At 48.7% G+C, this 18,197-nt stretch carries 14 protein-coding genes; 12 read left to right on the forward strand and 2 right to left on the reverse strand.

The genetic code is table 11. The annotated features are described in order from the left end of the window. The first annotated feature begins 73 nt into the window (after nt 1–73). Nucleotides 74–571, forward strand: a complete 498-nt coding sequence (locus FPG75_RS14085; RefSeq protein WP_143307488.1) for a hypothetical protein — start codon at nt 74–76, stop codon at nt 569–571. A 166-nt stretch (nt 572–737) separates the two neighbouring features. On the opposite strand, the gene FPG75_RS14090 is transcribed toward FPG75_RS14085, so the two are convergent. Next, on the reverse strand, nt 738–1,796 hold the full coding sequence (locus tag FPG75_RS14090) for a WD40 repeat domain-containing protein (RefSeq protein WP_143307489.1): 1,059 nt from the start codon (nt 1,794–1,796) through the stop codon (nt 738–740). A gap of 93 nt (nt 1,797–1,889) precedes the next feature. Between FPG75_RS14090 and FPG75_RS14095 the strand changes: the two genes are divergently transcribed. The 11 genes from FPG75_RS14095 to FPG75_RS14145 all read left to right on the forward strand — a co-directional run bounded on the left by FPG75_RS14095 (nt 1,890) and on the right by FPG75_RS14145 (nt 15,658). Continuing rightward, the gene (locus FPG75_RS14095) at nt 1,890–2,633 is read left to right on the forward strand and encodes an SDR family oxidoreductase (RefSeq protein WP_143307490.1); all 744 of its coding nucleotides are present in this window, start codon (nt 1,890–1,892) and stop codon (nt 2,631–2,633) included. Between the two features lie 44 nt (nt 2,634–2,677). Next, nucleotides 2,678–3,088: an SMI1/KNR4 family protein gene (locus FPG75_RS14100; RefSeq protein ID WP_143307491.1), complete on the forward strand. Its 411-nt coding sequence runs from the start codon at nt 2,678–2,680 to the stop codon at nt 3,086–3,088. Between the two features lie 229 nt (nt 3,089–3,317). Further along, nucleotides 3,318–4,388 carry a hypothetical protein gene (locus FPG75_RS14105; protein ID WP_143307492.1) on the forward strand — a complete coding sequence of 357 codons (1,071 nt, stop codon included), beginning with the start codon at nt 3,318–3,320 and terminating at the stop codon, nt 4,386–4,388. A 226-nt stretch (nt 4,389–4,614) separates the two neighbouring features. Continuing rightward, nucleotides 4,615–6,096, forward strand: coding sequence for an MAC/perforin domain-containing protein (locus FPG75_RS14110; RefSeq protein ID WP_143307493.1), 1,482 nt, complete (start codon nt 4,615–4,617; stop codon nt 6,094–6,096). Nucleotides 6,097–6,242: 146 nt separating this feature from the next. Beyond that, nucleotides 6,243–6,977 carry a hypothetical protein gene (locus FPG75_RS14115; RefSeq protein ID WP_143307494.1) on the forward strand — a complete coding sequence of 245 codons (735 nt, stop codon included), beginning with the start codon at nt 6,243–6,245 and terminating at the stop codon, nt 6,975–6,977. Nucleotides 6,978–7,137: 160 nt separating this feature from the next. Beyond that, the gene (locus tag FPG75_RS14120) at nt 7,138–7,704 is read left to right on the forward strand and encodes an RNA polymerase sigma factor (protein WP_143307495.1); all 567 of its coding nucleotides are present in this window, start codon (nt 7,138–7,140) and stop codon (nt 7,702–7,704) included. A gap of 65 nt (nt 7,705–7,769) precedes the next feature. Then, nucleotides 7,770–8,729: a FecR family protein gene (locus FPG75_RS14125; RefSeq protein ID WP_143307496.1), complete on the forward strand. Its 960-nt coding sequence runs from the start codon at nt 7,770–7,772 to the stop codon at nt 8,727–8,729. Between the two features lie 59 nt (nt 8,730–8,788). After that, nucleotides 8,789–12,211: a TonB-dependent receptor gene (locus FPG75_RS14130; protein ID WP_143307497.1), complete on the forward strand. Its 3,423-nt coding sequence runs from the start codon at nt 8,789–8,791 to the stop codon at nt 12,209–12,211. A 9-nt stretch (nt 12,212–12,220) separates the two neighbouring features. Continuing rightward, on the forward strand, nt 12,221–14,029 hold the full coding sequence (locus FPG75_RS14135; RefSeq protein WP_143307498.1) for a hypothetical protein: 1,809 nt from the start codon (nt 12,221–12,223) through the stop codon (nt 14,027–14,029). 9 nt (nt 14,030–14,038) lie between these two features. Continuing rightward, on the forward strand, nt 14,039–14,836 hold the full coding sequence (locus tag FPG75_RS14140; RefSeq protein ID WP_143307499.1) for a DUF4397 domain-containing protein: 798 nt from the start codon (nt 14,039–14,041) through the stop codon (nt 14,834–14,836). A gap of 69 nt (nt 14,837–14,905) precedes the next feature. Then, nucleotides 14,906–15,658 carry a DUF4397 domain-containing protein gene (locus FPG75_RS14145; RefSeq protein ID WP_143307500.1) on the forward strand — a complete coding sequence of 251 codons (753 nt, stop codon included), beginning with the start codon at nt 14,906–14,908 and terminating at the stop codon, nt 15,656–15,658. 56 nt (nt 15,659–15,714) lie between these two features. Here the strand turns inward: FPG75_RS14145 and FPG75_RS14150 are convergent, their stop codons facing one another. Then, a complete protein-coding gene (locus FPG75_RS14150) occupies nt 15,715–18,126 on the reverse strand; it encodes a TonB-dependent receptor domain-containing protein (protein ID WP_143307501.1) in 2,412 nt (803 codons plus the stop codon). Nucleotides 18,127–18,197 lie beyond the last annotated feature (71 nt).

The following is an 18,197-nucleotide window of genomic DNA, read 5'->3' on the forward strand; positions in this document are numbered from 1 at the left end:
ATAGCTGATGTTATTTAACTTTTACGCCCGGCAGGTTATTTCTGCCAATAGCAACTAAAAACGTTATAAAAATATGAATGATTATTCACCAACTTTTGAGAAAGCCCATCCCAATGCCAAGCAATTAATGAATGATACGTTTTTCTTTGATGTAATTGAAGAAACTGCGCCTTTTGGTAGCGACGATGGAGCGGATGCTTATGCCGGATTTAAGAATTGGCGAACGGCGCATAAATCAGAAAGCCCTGTTCAATTCATACATGAGCAAATTGAAAACTGGGGATATCCGAAATTTGATATCAAAGAAATCTCCCTTGAAAAACTGGCGCCTTATTTAAAGCAGCATGATTCAGGAATTCGTTACATGACTGGTATCGATGCAGCTATCGTTGCTACTGCTTTTGGACAATTATACCTCGAAGGTACCATAGAAAGTGATACAAAGGAACTGGCAAAAACATCCATCAAACGGGAGCTTCTGCCGGAAATTTTAAAGTTATGGGAAGAGTATAGAGAGACCCGCGAGGCGAATTTAAATAAATTGTTACAAGCTCTTAATGAAGTTAAATAGCCTGGCACGGGCGCCTGTTATTAAGAGTGGGAAAGTACAGGATCTCCGAAACTGAAAATGACAGCGCGGCAACAACGCATAATACAGAATAGCGCTGAATAAAAGATATTTTTTAGATCGAAGATATAAATGAACAGCCTGAGCTTTTTATTTTATATGCCCGGCATCAAACAGGCAAGTCATAGCTGCGCAACTGGCCATCGCCGGTCGTCAACAGCAGCTGCCCGTGTATGATCATTACATTGATGATATTACTGCTGTAATCAAAGATATAATCCGGGTTGGTAGTAGGATTGCCATCCAGGTTATATGCTGTAAATTCAATACCCTCCGGCATTACCTCTGCCTTGCAACGTAAATCTTTTCTGTCCAGCAATAACAATCTTCCAAATTGGGACACTACGAGTATGTTCTGATCATCTACAAAGAAAACACTATAGTTAATATTGTCTGGTTCTGCGGCAGGGAAATCTTTGCTGCCATCGAAAATAGCAGCTTGATCCTGCGTTGCCACCTTGGTGATGTCAGGGAAGGAGTAGATCTCCAGGGGACCATCATAGTGAGGGGCAGTAGTAAACTCTTTTCCGGATGGTGCAAAGTTGCCCATGATCACGTCATTACATTGGGTTAGTTCGGTCAGGGATACGGTGCTATTGCGCAGCTGTAATTGCATCAGCATGGTTTCTTCCTGGCCTGCGGCGGCTTCCAGCAGGACCACATCATCGTCTGGCGTGGCATGAAATACATAAGCGTATTGCTGGCTTTCCATCAGTGGGTGAGATGTTATTACCTCAAAAGTAACAGCATCCATTATCTGCAACTCGTCTGTTTTATTTTCATCACCTGGTAATACATACCAGATCGTTTTGTTATCCTTGCTGAAATAGCAGGCAGCGCCCAGGAACCAGCCCCAGGAGTCGTGTTCAATCTTGTGTAAGATACTGGCGCCTGCCGCATCGAGAACGCGTATATCGGTTGCGCCGGCAATCGCAATCAGGCGGCCATCAGAAGAAGCCGACAATTTACTGCTGACGTAATTCGCATTTTGTCCCTGCATGATTTTTTCCCAAACAATTTCAAGATCAGCACTGAGCCTGGTGATCAGCGGCTGACTTGCAAAATTCATCAGGAACTCTCCGTTCGGCAATGGCACTACGTTTACCGGGTTGGCGGTGAATGTCAGTTTGTGCTTTAAGGGCAGGTTGATATGCGGAAATTGACTCATGTTTTTTTATTGCTGTGGCGGCAAAGGTAATGCACTATGTCCGCAATTGTTTCATCTTTTTCCCTTAGCAGATATTCTGTAAATTGTATTATTATGAGAACATTTGCAAACGACGCCTTCAAAGGCAAAACCGCTATCGTAGTAGGAGGTTCAAGAGGTATCGGGAAGGCGATGGTAGAACAATTGGCCGCTGCTGGTGCGGCGGTAGCCATCAGTTACGCGAAAAGTGCTGCCATTGCGGAAGAGATGGCAGAAAAGATCAGGCAGCAGCAGGGGAAAGCAGTGGCCATACAAGCAGACATCTCTCAGCTATCCGCTATCAAAACACTTTTTGACAAGGCGGAAGAATCTTTAGGTACTCCCGATATTGTGATCGCCAATGCCGCCAACTATATTCCTGCCTTGCTGTCGGAGGCTACCGAGGAGCAATATGATACCGTGTTTAACACTAATGCAAAAGGTATATTTTTCGTGTTGCAGGAAGCCGCCAGAAGAGTGAAGGACGGTGGCCGTATCATTGTTACTTCTACTGGCGGTACGCAAATGTATTTTACCATGAACGCCATCTACCTTGGCAGCAAGGGCGCGGTAGAGCAATTTGTGCGGGTGCTGTCGCGGGAATTGGGAGCGCGTAATATCACCGTCAATGCCGTATCTCCAGGCTTTACGAATACCGATCTGTTACCGGAGCGCGACCGGGCAGTGGCCGCAGAAATGTCTCCTTTCAAGCGGGTAGGAGAGCCGGAAGATGTAGCCGATGTAGCTGTTTTCCTGGCCAGCGATGCAGCCCGGTGGATCACCGGGCAGAACATAGCTGCGGGAGGCGGGGTGTTTTAAATCTTTTTGTGGCATGATGAAAATATCGGCATCGTTATTAAAATATGAAGAACGGCATCATTGATATATGGCAACAATGGAGGACTGAAAAGATTAAACTGAATCCTGCGGCGTCTCCCGATTTAATTGCAGAAATAGAAATTGCAATAGGGTTTTCATTTCCAGAAGAATTCAAGGAATTGTATGCACAGGTCAATGGGTTTGCAGATTTTGACTGGAGAGAGAATTTGTTCTCCATCTGGCCGCTGGAAAGGATACTTGAAGAGTATGAAAGCAGTGCTGATAAAGGTTTTGTAGGATTCTCCGACTATCTTATTAACAGCCACAGTCTAGGATTTCTCAAGAGTCAAAGTGGGGTCTTTAAAAATTACGGAACAGGTAAATATATTCCCGTTTCAGCATCTTTCACGGAATCAATCAAGTTGATAAATTCCAATTCCGATCTGATCTATTAATGAACTACGCGAGCTTTCAGCCACATCCTGATTTGCGTTCCTTCGTGAAATGTTACTGGACCCTGGAAGTTCCTGCGGATAGCAATGCGCCAAGCAACGGGTATTGCCGGATGCTTGCATCTTTCAAATAAAATCAGCATGGGCAGGCCGCATCAGCGGCCGTCTTAATAGCTCAACAATAATTTTTTTGTGCTAATTTACCTGGATCATTTAAAATCATAATTGAACCATGAAAATTAGCTATTTGTTTATCCCCTTACTCAGCCTCTGTACTGTTAGTGCCTATGCCCAAAAGAATACTCCTCCGCTCCCAACAGGGAAAATAGGTATTGGAACCGATTCACCCACTGCACAACTGGACGTCAGAGGTGATTTTAGCCTGGGCGTATTGTCGTCGACCGGCGGACAGGCCTACAGTATTGGCTTTACGCGAAGTGGCGCACAATTATATGGTACCGCCGGTACCGGCCTTCAAATGGGAGGTTCCATCAGTAATGCAGACCTGACCATACTCCCGAATGGAAACATTGGCGTGGGTATCACCTCGCCGGGCGCACGTTTGCACATTGTAAACAACGTGCAGCAGATACAGTTAGGAACCGGTACCTGTACTTCAGGATATAGCTTGATGGTAGGCGCAAATGATGATGGCGTGAACTTCTCCAATAATTCAAATGCACGCGGATTCAACTTCAGTAATATCAACGGTAATTTATTTAACGTTAGCGCTGCCGGCAATATGGGCCTGGGTAAAACCGCCTCCGATCTTAAACTCGATGTAAATGGCGTTTTCAGAAGTAACGGTATGGTTGGCCTGTTCGGGCCCGGTACCGCCGCAGAGTTGAGCACTACTACCAAGCGAGGCCTGTATGTCGACAATGGCACTAATACCGCCTGGGATCTGCTTACATTACAAAACGGATCAGGCACCCTGATGAAGATCAACGGCGCCGGTAACGTATCTATCGGTACCAATAACTCACGGGGTTATAAGCTGGCTGTCGAAGGTACCGTAGGCGCACGCCGGGTGAAAGTATCGCAGGAAAATTGGGCGGATTATGTATTTCATCCCGACTACAAGTTCCCCACCATTGAAGAGATGGAGCAATACGTAGTAAAGGAACATCACCTGCCAGGCGTGCCTTCTGCTGAAGAGGTAAAGAACAATGGTATTGATCTCGGAGATATGAACAAAGTGTTGTTGCAGAAGATAGAAGAGCTTTCCCTGTATATCATTTTATTGAAGAAGCAGTTAGATACGCAACAGGCGCAGATTACAGCGTTGCAGAAACAGCACTAATGAAAAAGCCACCTTCAAGGTGGCTTTTTTATTAATGGATAAATTAAAATATTTTATTATTTTTGAAAACGCAGGCCTTCGGCAACCCTTATCTTCCTGCAATAATTTGACAACGGAAACGATTGAACCTATACCATCAGCATCGGATTTAATTTCGGAAACACCTATACTTTTCTTCTGAACCCTTTTCTGTCCCCTCTTTTTTTGTTAATCTAAAATATACATTATGAAAGTACCCTTTAGTAGCATGATCAAACTATCGTTGGTGATCTGGCTCACCGCGATGTTCAGTTACAGTTGCCAGAAAAATTCAACGGACAACCCATACCCTCAAAAAGAAAAGAAAGCAAAAACAGAAAGCGCCGGCGATGGCAAGTATGATGTTTTTGGCTATGGGTATGATGTTACAGGCGAGTTTGGCAATGCCACATCCGCCGGATTTCAGATAATAGACATCGAGAAACTAAAAAGAGATCATCCTGATCTCATCCAGGAAGAGTACCCCCGATCCCAGGAATACCTGGAAGAATACGGGGCCGACGCAAACGACTATTCCAAAAAAGTATCAACGAAAGTGGAGGCCACCACCGGTTTTGCCATTTTCAAATCTACTATCACTGCATCTTTCAATTCATCAGATGCATTTGAATCAAAGTATATCTATGGCAGTTACAATTTAACGATCAGGCAAAAGCGGCTTAGAACGAATGCGACTAACGATATACTGATACAATATCTTACCGATAATTTTAAATCAGCCATCCAGGGATTGACACCGCAGCAGTTCGTACAACAGTATGGCACACACGTATTGGTGGATATCTATACCGGTGCAAAACTGGATCTGATGTTTCAGTCGGAAACGCAAAACCAGGACCATGCCTATGCAGCAAGGGCAGGGATCAAAGCTGGCGTCAAGAACTTTTTTGGCATCGACATCAATAATGATGTGGATATTAACATCGCCCAGAAGAACTTCTCGAAGAAGCTTGCTTACCGCACACGGGGAGGAGACCCCTCCAAAGCATTGATCGGCATGATTGATATGGATCAAAACTCACCCACCAAAATCGATATCTCCAGCTGGCAGAGCAGCTCTACGCCACAAAATGCTGTTTTTGTAGACATCGGTAAATATGGCCTTATACCCATCTACGAATTAATTACCGATGCTAACAGGAAAGCGCAGCTGGAAGCCTATATCAAGCAATATATAAAGGATAATGAGGTGAAAGTGCATTATCCGATAGTGCCGATCTATGAATATAAGAATGATGGTCACCCGGGAAATTATTATTACACCACGCAAAGTACACCCACACTGCAAGGACCGGATTATAAATTTTCACTGATACGCAATGCCTTCAATGCCTATTCGGCACCGGCTCCTGGCACTGTTCCCATCTATGTATACTATTACAGCGGTTCAATTGATTTTTATTATACAACAGATGTAGGACCCGTGATCACAGGGCCTGGATACAGATATGAAAAACAGGGGATAGCTTTTTATGTGCCTAATGATCCAAATGCTCCGGGAGCCATACCTATTTATAGTTACTGGATAGACGGGAACTATGCACCATTGGGACATGGCCACAAGCTCGCTACCAAGAGTATTCCAACACAGGAAGGTATTGGCGGGCCTTTTTCTCGCTGGAAGATCACAAATGAAGGCATCCGCTTTTATGCCTTCCCAACCAACTAATCAATCAATCAATTACTCTTATCCCCGCTGTGAGCGCATCGCGGCGGGGAATTGTAATATTACACCCACCTGAGCACTAGCCTGTTTGTACGATAGCATCGACCCAATCATGTTTAACCCAATCATCTGAATCCAAAATCCAGTTTATGAAACACACCAAAACCCTTGTTAACACAACTATTGCCCTGTTGTTAACGCTCACCATCGTATCCAGCTGTAAAAAAGAAAACCTGGACAAAGCACCTGTAACACCTGAAAAACCCGTAGCAGGTCAGGCTGTCGAAGATCACCTCACCATTACGCCCGAAAGACAAAAGGTGATCGACTTTTTCAACAAGAACAAGCAAGCCCGCGGCGGCGGGATAGCAGGAGACACTTACCGCTCTTTTACCATCAACTACAGCGGCAGCGTGCCCAGTGATATCAAAGCCCTGGTGAATGGAGAGATCGACCAGCTGTACAATACCAGCACTACCAGCGTTACGAAATCGCACATGATGGGATGCCCTATCAACGTGTATTCCAGCCCTGGCAGCGGCGACCTCTTCTACAACAACGGAAATGTATACATCGTGAACTTCTCCGTTTACCGCAATGTACACACTGGTCCGGGCAATGTGATCTTCCACGAACTGTTCCATTACCTGCACGACCGCTGGGTATCTGGTGGATTCAACAATTCCACCATTTATAACCTCTATTACAACGCCTACTATTCCGGCGTGTATCCTGCTAATGCTTATGTGATGACCAACCAGGCCGAATACCTGGCAGTGTCCGCAGAAGCGAACTACTGCAATACCAACAGGCCGCCCTACAACGCAGCCACACTGGCCTCTCTGGATCCCGATTGCAGCAATTTCCTAACCGCCAATTTCTAGGAGAGATTTATTTATTTTGCTATTTATTTATTTGGATATTTTGATATTTCGTTGCAGTGAAAATCTTCCCCGGAACGAAATATCAAAATATCCAAATAAATAAATAGCAAAATAATTTTCCGGTAACATTGTCTTGCTATTTTCGCATGTTGATAATCACATGAACCATCTGCAGGACCAGGAACTGATCACGCTGTTAAAACAAGGTGACCACCACGCCTATGAGCAGCTATTTAACCGCTACTGGAAAACGGTTTTCACGATCGCACATCAGAAATGCGGCGATGAGCAGGATGCCCTGGACATCGTTCAGCATATCTTTTCCTATCTCTGGGAGAACAGGGCAGCGCTCACGATCCGCGGATCGCTGGCCGCCTGGCTCACCGCAGTGGTGAAATACAAAGTGATCGACTATTACCGCACCAATAAAAAACAGGAAGCACAGCTGGCCCAGCTACTGCTGCAACTGGAATCGCAATCAGCCATGCATGTGCGGCAGGAGAACAAACTTGCGTACCAGCAACTGAAGCAAGACTGGGAAACCGCCGTGGAGGCGCTTCCTGGCCGCATGAAAGAAGTATATCTCATGAGCACGCAGTCGGAGCTCAGCATCGCAGAAATATCCCGGCGCCTCTCTTTAAAACCACAGAGCGTCAAGAACCATCTTTTCAAAGCCCGCGAAAAGCTCCGCAAATTATTGGAGCACCATCTTATCCTCTTTTTATAGCCTTAACAATTTGGTAATACACCAACAAGGGTACTGCTTCCTGTTTTTTGCGAGATATTATCAGTATGAATGATCAGCAATATAACAGGATCACATTATTGTTGGGCAAATACCTGGAAGGACGTTGCACGCCCGAGGAACAACGCGTGGTAGATGCCTGGTACGAACAGTTGCAGAGAACGAACGACGACCTGCTGAAAACACGGCCCGACTTCGCCGCCAGCGCGGCGCAATCGTTGCGCGAACGTTTGCCCGGCCTGCCGCAGAACGGCGCCACCGTGATTGCTTTCCGCTGGAAGCCTTTTCTGTTGCGCGCCAGCGCAGCTGCCATGGTCATCGTGATGGCCGGCGCCTGGTATCTCTCCCGTCATCATCTCTCCCATAAAAAAACAATCGCATGGGCCTCCGCTTCCACCGATCATGAACTGAAAAAAATACTGTTGCCCGATAGCTCCGTTGTATGGCTGAACTATGCCTCAAAGCTCGAATGGCAAACCGGCAACGATAGCATGCGGCTCGTGAAACTCAGCGGCGAAGCGCTTTTCAGCATCCGCAAAGATGCGCAACGCCCTTTCATTGTACAGGCAGAACATACCAGCACGCAGGTACTGGGAACGGAATTTAATATAGAAGCCTATGCCGGAGAACCACAGGTGAAAGTATCGCTGCTACAGGGAAAGGTACAGGTGCAGGGAGAGAACGCCAGCGAAGCCATAGTGCTGCAAGCCGGCAAAATGGCCACCTGGCGCCGGGATAGCAAGTCCATGGAAGTATCCAGCCTGGAAAATGAAGTGAGCGCCTGGACGAAAGGATTTACCGTATTCAATGAAGTACCGCTTGATATGGCATTGGAAAGACTGGCCAGAAAAAATAACTGGCAGCTGCTATGGCGCCGTAAAAACCGTCCGCAGGAGCCGGTATCAGCACTGTTCAGCAAAGAAACGCCTGCGCAGATGGTGGAAGGGATCGCATTTACGCATCACCTGAAATATACCTTGAAGGATCGCACACTGACCATCTATTAAAACAGATAAATAAAAGAGGAGCTGCGCTAACAGCTCCCCCGGAAAAAAAAACAATAAAAATGAGGATCAAAAGTAACATGATTTGGGGAGAGTCCCAAAAACGGGAGCGGTATGTCTGCCTGAAACGCATGCTCACCGGCTGCCTCCTGTGGCTGGCATGCCAGCCTGGCAACGGTTACGCGCAATCGTATCAATTGTCGGAGAAGGTGAGCTTACACATGGAGCATACCAATGCCACCGATGTACTGGAAGCAGTAGACGCACAAACGAATTTCACCTTTACCTTTTCAAGAACGGCTTTCAAAAAGATCGCGATAGCGAGAGTGGCGTGGCAGAAAGTAAGTCTTCAATCTGCGCTCGACGAACTGAAAAAGAATTATGGCCTCGATTACCACCCCGTAGCCGGCACGATCTCTTTTAGTTACACCGCTCCTGTTGCACAACAGGAAAGCGGCGCTAACGGTGTGCTGAAAGGCCGTGTGGTGGATTTTGAAACCTCGCAACCCTTGCCTGGCGCCACCGTGCAGCTGGAAGGCGCCAGTTATGGTACGGCTACGGACGACAAAGGATTTTATGAATTAAAACATCTCCCCGCCGGCAGGTACGCCATCGTTGTTTCTTACATCGGCTATCAGCGCAGCCGCCAGGCGGCCGTGGAAATAGATGCAAACAGAACAAGGAACCTGGATATCAAAATGCAGGCGGGTAAATCCCTCGAAGCCGTAGTGGTTACTGCCGGCCCGCACCGTGTGAAACCGGTCACCTATTCCACAGACAGGGAGATCATCAATGAGATACGTGGCGCCAATGCAGTGGTATCAGGCATCTCCAATGAACAGATCAGCAAGATGGCCGATCGCAATGCCGCCGAAATTGTGAAACGTATCCCCGGTACTACCATCACCGATGAACGCTTCATCGTGATACGCGGTATGAATGCGCGCTATAACCAGACTTACCTCAACGGCAACCTCGCGCCCAGCACGGAACTGTACACACATGCCTTTGCGCTGGACCTGCTGCCCACGCCGATCATCGATCGTATTCTCATTTATAAATCGCCTACGCCCGATCTTTTTGGAGATGTTACCGGCGGCTCTGTAAAAATCTTTACGAAGAACGCCAAGCCGGTGCGGCATTTTGATATAGGCGTACAACTAGCGGCGAGAGAAGGTACCACCTTCAAAACAGGAAATACCTATCACGGCGGGAAGCTCGACTGGCTGGGCTTCGACGATGGCGCCCGCGGCCACGCGGCTTCCGCCCTGCCCGGATTTGCAGATGCGTATGGTAAAGCGCCCATGTCGCAACAGCAACTGTTGCAGGCATTTTCTCCGGATATTGCTATCGGCAGAAAAACCATGCAGCCGGATTTCCAGGCCTTCATCAATTACTTCGACAACTTCCGTATCAGCTCAGGTGCGAGACTGTACAATTTCACGATGATCAATTATTCGAAGGAAACCCGCACCCAGCAAGTATACCGGCAAACGGGTAACCTGTATTCCCAGAGCTTCGGCAGCCTGATCACCAAAGATCAGAACAAAATTGCCTATGCGGATCAATCACAGGAAAAGGCAAGGGTGAACGTCATGGAAAACCTGCTGCTGAAGCTGAACGCCCGCCATAGCATCGAGTTGAAAAATTTCTTCCTGAATGAAGGCGCCCGCAACACATCTGTGACCACCTCGCAGCTGAACCAGCTGCCAGTCCAGGACAGCTCGCAACGGCTCCGCAGTAAAGACCTGCTGGAATCATTCGAGCAGCGTACCCTTTACTCCGGCAACCTAACAGGCACGCATACACTGGATCAAAAAGACAAACAACAACTGCAATGGAACATTGGTTACAACTATTACCGCCAGCAGTTGCCGGACCAGCGGAATATCCGCTTTTATGGCCAGAATGGACAGCTCTTCGCCAACGGCAGCAATGGCAGCGCCTACCGCGATGTATTTCTTGGAATGATTAACCGCAGCTTTATTAATAACCGTGAACAGAACTACCAGGCGTCACTGGATTATACCTATGCCATTAACCCGGCCTTCACACTAAAGGCCGGCGCTTATAACCTTTTCAAGGACCGGCAGGTGGACCGCCGTTTCTTCCAGGTGAACCGTGCCGGCCTCGAAGGCGTTAACCTCGCAGGATTTGAGTCTGCCGGCTCCGGCATCCATGACAACTCGGGATGGAGTGATCCCAACCTCATCCGCTTCCGTGAAGACGAGCTCGGGAAAGTATGGAGCACAGATTATTTCAGGGCAGATGGCAAAGGACTGGCTATCTATAACGCCACACAACCTACCGACAGCTACGTGGCCAATGAGCGCAATACCGCTTTCTATGTAATGGGCGACCTAACGTTGATGCATAAACGCCTTAACCTGGTAGGAGGGCTGCGCGCAGAAGACGACCGGCAGGAATTGTCGGCCGCTATCGTGAGCAATGGCGCATTCGTACCCGTACACCTGGTGAAGCCGCTCACCGCCTGGCTGCCATCGCTGAATGGCGCCTGGACCTCTCCGGACTCCAGCTGGGTACTCCGGGCAGGCTATGGTAAAACATTGAACCGGCCTGAGTTCCGTGAGATCTCTCCCTTCTCCGATTATGATTTTATCAATGATGTGGTGATCTATGGTAATCCCGCTTTAGTGACAGCGCGCATCGATAACTACGACCTGCGCGTGGAATGGTATCCGAAGGCTTATCCCGGGGAGATGATCAACCTCGGTGTTTTTTATAAACACTTGCAACATCCGATAGAACAGATCCGCAATGATCAATCGGGCGCCGTTAGTTTTATGCCTACCAATCTCAGCTACTGGAATGCAGATGAAGCACAGGTGTATGGCGTGGAAGCCGAGCTGCGCAAAAGCCTTGCTTTCCTTGCCGCTGGCTTCTTCCGCAATCTCTCTGTGATGTTCAATGGGGCGTTGATCCGCAGCCGGGCCACCAAAGCGCCGCTAGGCGATACGATGCAGCAAAGTTTTTACAGCGGCTTCCGCAACCGGCCATTACAGGGGCAGGCGCCTTATATCGTCAATGCCGGCCTGTTCTATGAAAATCCGGGATGGGGTTTCAAAGCATCCGCTACCTACAATGTATCCGGTACTACCATCCATGCCGTATCCACCGTGTCTACCAAAGATGCGCAAGGTAGCGCCACCGGTCCTGACGGCCGGCCTGCCAGCACGGCTTTCATACGTCCTAACCTGATAGAGCTGCCCCGGCATCAACTGGATATTTCGCTCACGCAACGCTTGCTGCGGTCGCTGAACATGCGGCTTAGTATACAGAACCTGCTGAACCAGGCCGTGCGTATTGCCGAAGATCAGGACTATGACAATAAATATACGCCCGAGTATAATTCGGGCATTGCACAGGGCAGCAGCTTCAAAGGACCATTGTATAAGGGAGATAATATCTTCCGGAAATCCAATACAGGCCGCTATTTCCTGCTTTCATTCACTTATTCTTTTTAATAAGGTCATATGCGCATACAACGTTTTTATATCTTGCTCATCCTGCTTTTTTCTTTTGCTGCGTGCAAGAAAGTAGAGCATTACGACAATTTTTTGCACACGGTTTATTCTGTGATCAATTCCGGTTTCCTGTACAGGACAGATGGCAGTTTCTTTTATTATCAATATCCCTATGCCGACAAAACAATGGTAGCTGGCGATACCTTGCATATCGCTGGTATACTCGGCGGAAAGGGCGCCCGCAAGGAAGTGCACATCGGCGATAGCGTGGTAACGCTGTTCGCCGAGACTCAATACCGCATCTATAATGTGGTTGCCAAAGATACCATCTGGTCGGATGTGGACTATTTTTCCTGCCGCATTCCGCAGGGCATTACCGGCAATAATGTAACGGTGAATGTGAAGGTGAACGGCGTGAGCGTAACGGCGCCGCCATTGAAGATATTGCAATACACCAACATTCCCAGCGCTACCGATACCACGCTGGTAGTAGAGAAAGTGACGGAATGGCTGCCAGCTGATCTTACGCTGTATGGCGGCGTCAGCAAGGCTTTGTGGGAGAGCGGCTTTGTAACTAACACCGGCAATGTGTGGTTTTATAACCAGCCTGAAGGTATCGTGAAAGTAGGCGCCGGTATTGCAAAAAAGATACTGTCGACGGGCGCGCAGGTAAGGCCGGTAAAAGGTACGCCTTTCAAAATACTCGGCATCGTGGCGTTTACCGTTGATATCGATGAAACGGTGGTATATTTCACTGCTGCCACTACAGAAGAATCGCCGGATAATGCACAATATTACATCACGCGCTTTTGCAGGATGGACCCCGCATCCGGCAGTATTGAAGTGCTGAACCGTTCACGTTTCCTGAAGCTGAGATCGCAATACGGGCGTGCGGCCGATCTTACTACCACGCTCTATGATCCCGGGGTTAATTATCTGCCGGCAGAAGGTTCCCTGGCAGATGCCAGGATCGTGCCCGGCGATCTGCGCATTGCATTGGACGGTACCTTGTATGCCCGTAACATGGCCTACCTTACAACGCCTTTCCCGAAAAGCCCGCTGGCCGGCAATCCCAAGTTTCCGCAATTCAGCGATCCTGCGTTTTACGCTACCCGCGATTCCGTGAATGCCTGGATGTGGTTTGGTTTGGGCGGTGGTTATATCCGCAGTGGCGTGAACAATTTTATACGCATCCGCAACGGGGAAGTGAAATCGCTCGCGAAAAGCAATAGCAGCTGGCCGGTGCCGGCGCTTGCCATCTTCTCCTACCTCAATCAGCAAATGAGTCCCGATGGTAAATACCTCTATCAGCTGAATGCACGGGATCGTACCCTGACGATTATATCTACTGATGATTTCGAGAGAGAACAGCAAGGTACGCCAGGAAAATTCGAATTCAGTTTCTCCTCGATGGATACCAGCGCCGCTACCGGTTTGCACGTACCGACCATCGTGCCGAATGAAGACCGCCTGGCGAACGGTTACGTATTATCCAACGGCGATGGCGTTTTCTTCCCTTCCGAGTTCGGCGGCCTTTCCCTGATGGGGATCAACTTTGCAAAGCATAACGCTTACGCCTATGCGGGCACAGAAAAAGGGCTCATTTTACCTATCAGTGAAAATGGATTGGTGCCTCAACAGCGCAATACCACCGGCCTGGCGCGCTGGGTGAACTTCTCGCCCGTACTGCAAAAAAATAGCAGGCGCTCCTTCATCGGGTTCGATCGAAAGAACAGTTTATATTTTGTATGCATAAACCAGAACGCCAACGGGACCGGCTATCTACCCCTGGAAATTTACAGGATCAAAAAACCATAATATTCGTATATGCGTGTTTATATTTTATTGATACTATCGCTGCTGGCACTGGCAGCTTGCAGCAAAGCTGATTACACAACTGATGCGGCTCATAGTGAAACAAGTTTTTATAATGCTTCTCATACGCTGGATAGCTGGCTGCCGCAAAGCTCAAACGCCGGGCAGCAGGTAACAATATCGCTGACTTCCGGCAACGTGAAGGCCTCCCAGCCCCGCTTCTGGACGGGCGCTGACGGCGCGCGCCAGGACTATCCTGCGGTGAACTGGCTGTTCCCCGCGCCCTGGATCGTGTTTGAACATTATACACCCGGTACGTACAAAGCACAAGCATGGCTCAGTGCCGACGCCGGCCCGCTTTTCGATTTCACGCTGAATATGGAACAGGGAAAGAGAACAACACTTTTTTTGTCGGACAGCCTGGGTAGCTTTCGCAGTACGGCCGTAACACATGAAAGCGTCAGCGTTACAAATAAAGTACGCCTGCGCATGGTACAGTTATGCCCCGATGCTGATTCAGTAAATCTTCGTATAGGCGCTAACGTTACTAGCCTGCGTAACCTGCCTTATGGCAGCGTTTCTACCTATGCCGAATGGCCGGCGGCCACGGATACGCTGTTGAAGCTGCGCCTCTTCAATGCCCGCGATACCATGAACGTCATTGGCCGTTACGACCTGAACGCCTCACCAGGACAATCTTACCTGCTGGTGCTCTGGAATTACCGCAACGCGCATCAGTATAAAGATAGCAAGGGCAATACCGTGAACATATTGGCTGGCGCCACATTGGATGTGAGGAAAACTGAATAAGATGAAGAAAGTTGCCCGGCGGTAAACAATTCATAAGATCAACTGTTATCGTCTTATAAACTTTATCTTATGAAAAAATCTGTTATTCCGGTAGTGGTGATCGCTGCGTTGATGATAACGTTTTTCTTTTCTTGTTCAAAGAACGACAACAACGATGTGCCCATAGCCGGTTTGATGGCCTTCAACCTGTCGCCGGACCAGGGCGCAGTAGCCGTTACGCTTTCAGGCAATATCCTGCCGGGCAACCCTTTGTATTATATGAGTTATTCAGGCGTGTACCTGAATATCTTTGCCGCCAATAGAACGGTGCGTACCTACGATTTTATTTCCGGGGCCGGACTGGCGTCTACGTCTTACAATTTTCAGCGCGACAAGTACTATTCCCATTTCTTTATGGGCGCGCGCAACAATTACACCAATGTGGTAGTGCCTGATGTGATTGACAGTTTGTCTAAAGGGGCGGCCTCATCAGGAAAAGCGTATATCCGTTACGTAAATGCGATACCTGATTCCAGCAAACCCCTGGTGACTATGGTGGCGAACGGGGATAGCATTATTAAAAGCTGGGCGCCGTATACTGCCGTATCGGGCTTCGCGGCTGTTACGCCTGGTCCGGTGGCTATTGCGGCCACCAATGCCGGGAGTATCAATGTAGCCCGTACGATCAGTGTGGAAGCGCAGAAAGTATATACGGTACTGCTGGTGGGCATGCCGGGTGCATCGGATGCTTCCAGAACGGTGCAGATCAGGTATGTTATCAATGGTGTGCTGTCTCAGTCAACATTCCGGCAGGATTCCGCAGCAGTGGCACAAGGACGCTGATCCTATTCTTAATATAAAAGCCGCATCAGTTTTGATACTGATGCGGCTTTCGGTTTTTACAAGCGTCTTTTTTCTTCTTCGTTACCGGTATCGCTGTTGCGGGCCTTGTGCGCGCCGCCGAAGCGGTAGCTGAGGTTCAGCATCAGGTAGCGGTTCAGCTGGAAATTGGTGACCTCCTGCGGCATGCCCATAACGGTAGACGATACTTTGATGGCGCTGCTCATGAACAGGTCGCTCATCGTGAGCGAAATGTCCATTTTCTTTTGCAGCACGCTGGCTTTGAAGCCCAGGTCAAGTTTATAGCTGACGCCGGTGCGGCCGATATGATCGATCTCCGGAAACTGGTACCAGCCATTGATAGCGCCGCCCAAGGTCTTGTTCTTATTGAACCAGATATTGTTGTTGGTGGCGAGATAAAGCCCCCAACCCCTGATCCCGTCTACTTCCGGGAGTGAAGACCTGGCATCGGTATAATATACGCTGATCTGGTTATTGTTATCCAGCCAGTTGAAGAATGGCAGCACAATATTTTCCGTGAAACCATAGCGACAGGTTCTGATGAAGTTAAACGGTTTCGTATATACGAGATTGGTATCCGCCCGTGCGATGGTCACGGCGTTGAAGCCATCGTCGGTGATATGGAGGAACAGCGCCGATGTGAGGATGCCTTTCCAGTTATGTGATAACTCCGCATTGGTATTATATTCCGGTTGCAGGAAAGGATTGCCTTCGCCAAAGCTGTAACTGGTGTACAGTGATTTGTAAGGGTTCAGGTTCCAGAATGAGGGCCGGTTGATCCTTCTGCCGAAGGTGAGCGAGAGGCCGTTGTCCTTATTCACCTGCCAGGAAACGGACAGGGACGGGAAAAGACGAAAATAATGTTGCGGCGTGCGCTGATTCAGCGTATAGGAGTAACCGTTAGTTTGCGTGAGTTCGCCTCTGAGGCCGGCTTCATACTTCCAGTTACCGGCTTCCTTGTTCATGCTGGCATACAGGGCCTGCGTGTTTTCCTTATAGTCAAATTCATTGCTCAGGTCCGGATTGAAAACGAGCTGGTTGCCGCTCAGTTTATTGTAATAGAAAGCATAGCTCTGGTTGTCGATGAAACTGAGTTTGCCGCCGAACATCCACCTGGCAAAGGATGTAGGGTACTCTACATCGGCTTTGAAGGTATAGATGTTGATCAGCTGCCGGGTATGGTCATAATAGCGGGTGATGCCGGAGGGATGCTCATCGCCGGGCATAAAGGTATTACTTTCAAAATCGGATTTGTCGGTCCGGTAGTAGTTGAAATAATCTGCATTCAGCAACAGGCGCCTGCCTGAAGTGTCGAAATTAAGGGTGGAGTGGAGGTTCAGCGCATGGCTTTGTGCGATGGGGTAGTAGGTGGCGAAGGTTTTCATCAGGGAGTCCAGTTGTCCATCGTTATTATAAATGGGGTTGGTTACATGATCGGAGCCTTCATATTTATTTTTGCTGCCCTGGTAATTCACTCCTATGGCGGCTTTGGAGCCGAGCTGATAGTCGACGCCTGCCGTGAGGTTGATGTTATGATAGGTGTATACGCCGGTATCGCTCTGTGTCCAGAACTGGTGCGGATAGCGGATATCTGTTCGGAATCCTTCCAGATGTCGGTCCTGATCGAGACTGATGCCGCCATAAGCAGCCCATCGTCCTTTGTTATAATCCGCGGTGGCGCTGAGGTCCGCTGCTTCGTAGTCGCTGCGGCCGTATACTACCGGCGGATTGTGAAACCATTGTTTGCCGCTGGCCTGCACATTGCCGGAGAAGCCTTGCTGCCTGCCTTGTTTAGTGGTGATGTTGATCAGTCCTGCATTGCCTTCTGCATCGTAAGCGGCGCCAGGATTTTTGATCAGTTCAATCTTCGATACCTGGTTGGCGGCCATAGATTTCAGGTAGCGCAGCAGGTCTATGCCGGTGAGCTGCACGAGACGGCCATTTACCATTACTTTCACGGCGCCTTTTCCCGCGATGCCGATTTCGTTATCACTGATCCGGATGCCTGGCACCTGGCTCAGTGCGGTGAGTGCATCGCTGCCGGCGGCGGTGATGCTGGAGGCTACATTGTACACCAACTTGTCAGGATTGTTGCTGATGGCGGCTTTCACGGCCGTTACTGTTACTTCGCCCAGTTTGGCATTCAGCGGCTGCATGGTGATGCGGATCGTGGTATCGCCACTGATCAGCGCCGTGACCGATTGCGTTTGATAGCCCGTAAATGCCACCCGCAGCTGGTATTCGCCCGGTGTAATGCCTTTGATAACAAAATGCCCGGAACTGTCCGTTTGCATCGTTTGTTGCCATGCCGGCGCGCTGCGTTGCAACTGGATAAGGGCGAATGGGATGGGTTCGTGGATATGATTGTTCACTGCTCCTGTTAATACAACCTGGCCGGAAACATTGCTACAAAAGACCGCCAGCAGGAGTAAAGAAAAAAACGATCTCAATTACTCTTGGTTTTAATGTGAAAGAGCCAAGATAAAAATTCTGCTGCTGCGGGGGGTAGAAAATGGATAAG

It is taken from the genome of Chitinophaga vietnamensis, assembly GCF_902167635.1.
GTDB classification, from domain to species: domain Bacteria; phylum Bacteroidota; class Bacteroidia; order Chitinophagales; family Chitinophagaceae; genus Chitinophaga; species Chitinophaga vietnamensis.

What these genes read in the sequence shown, in the direction of transcription:
- FPG75_RS14085 (WP_143307488.1), top strand. Translation starts at nt 74, where the DNA reads ATGAATGATTATTCACCAACTTTTGAGAAAGCCCATCCCAATGCCAAG.
- FPG75_RS14090 (WP_143307489.1), bottom strand. Translation starts at nt 1,796, where the DNA reads ATGAGTCAATTTCCGCATATCAACCTGCCCTTAAAGCACAAACTGACA.
- FPG75_RS14095 (WP_143307490.1), top strand. Translation starts at nt 1,890, where the DNA reads ATGAGAACATTTGCAAACGACGCCTTCAAAGGCAAAACCGCTATCGTA.
- FPG75_RS14100 (WP_143307491.1), top strand. Translation starts at nt 2,678, where the DNA reads ATGAAGAACGGCATCATTGATATATGGCAACAATGGAGGACTGAAAAG.
- FPG75_RS14105 (WP_143307492.1), top strand. Translation starts at nt 3,318, where the DNA reads ATGAAAATTAGCTATTTGTTTATCCCCTTACTCAGCCTCTGTACTGTT.
- FPG75_RS14110 (WP_143307493.1), top strand. Translation starts at nt 4,615, where the DNA reads ATGAAAGTACCCTTTAGTAGCATGATCAAACTATCGTTGGTGATCTGG.
- FPG75_RS14115 (WP_143307494.1), top strand. Translation starts at nt 6,243, where the DNA reads ATGAAACACACCAAAACCCTTGTTAACACAACTATTGCCCTGTTGTTA.
- FPG75_RS14120 (WP_143307495.1), top strand. Translation starts at nt 7,138, where the DNA reads ATGAACCATCTGCAGGACCAGGAACTGATCACGCTGTTAAAACAAGGT.
- FPG75_RS14125 (WP_143307496.1), top strand. Translation starts at nt 7,770, where the DNA reads ATGAATGATCAGCAATATAACAGGATCACATTATTGTTGGGCAAATAC.
- FPG75_RS14130 (WP_143307497.1), top strand. Translation starts at nt 8,789, where the DNA reads ATGAGGATCAAAAGTAACATGATTTGGGGAGAGTCCCAAAAACGGGAG.
- FPG75_RS14135 (WP_143307498.1), top strand. Translation starts at nt 12,221, where the DNA reads ATGCGCATACAACGTTTTTATATCTTGCTCATCCTGCTTTTTTCTTTT.
- FPG75_RS14140 (WP_143307499.1), top strand. Translation starts at nt 14,039, where the DNA reads ATGCGTGTTTATATTTTATTGATACTATCGCTGCTGGCACTGGCAGCT.
- FPG75_RS14145 (WP_143307500.1), top strand. Translation starts at nt 14,906, where the DNA reads ATGAAAAAATCTGTTATTCCGGTAGTGGTGATCGCTGCGTTGATGATA.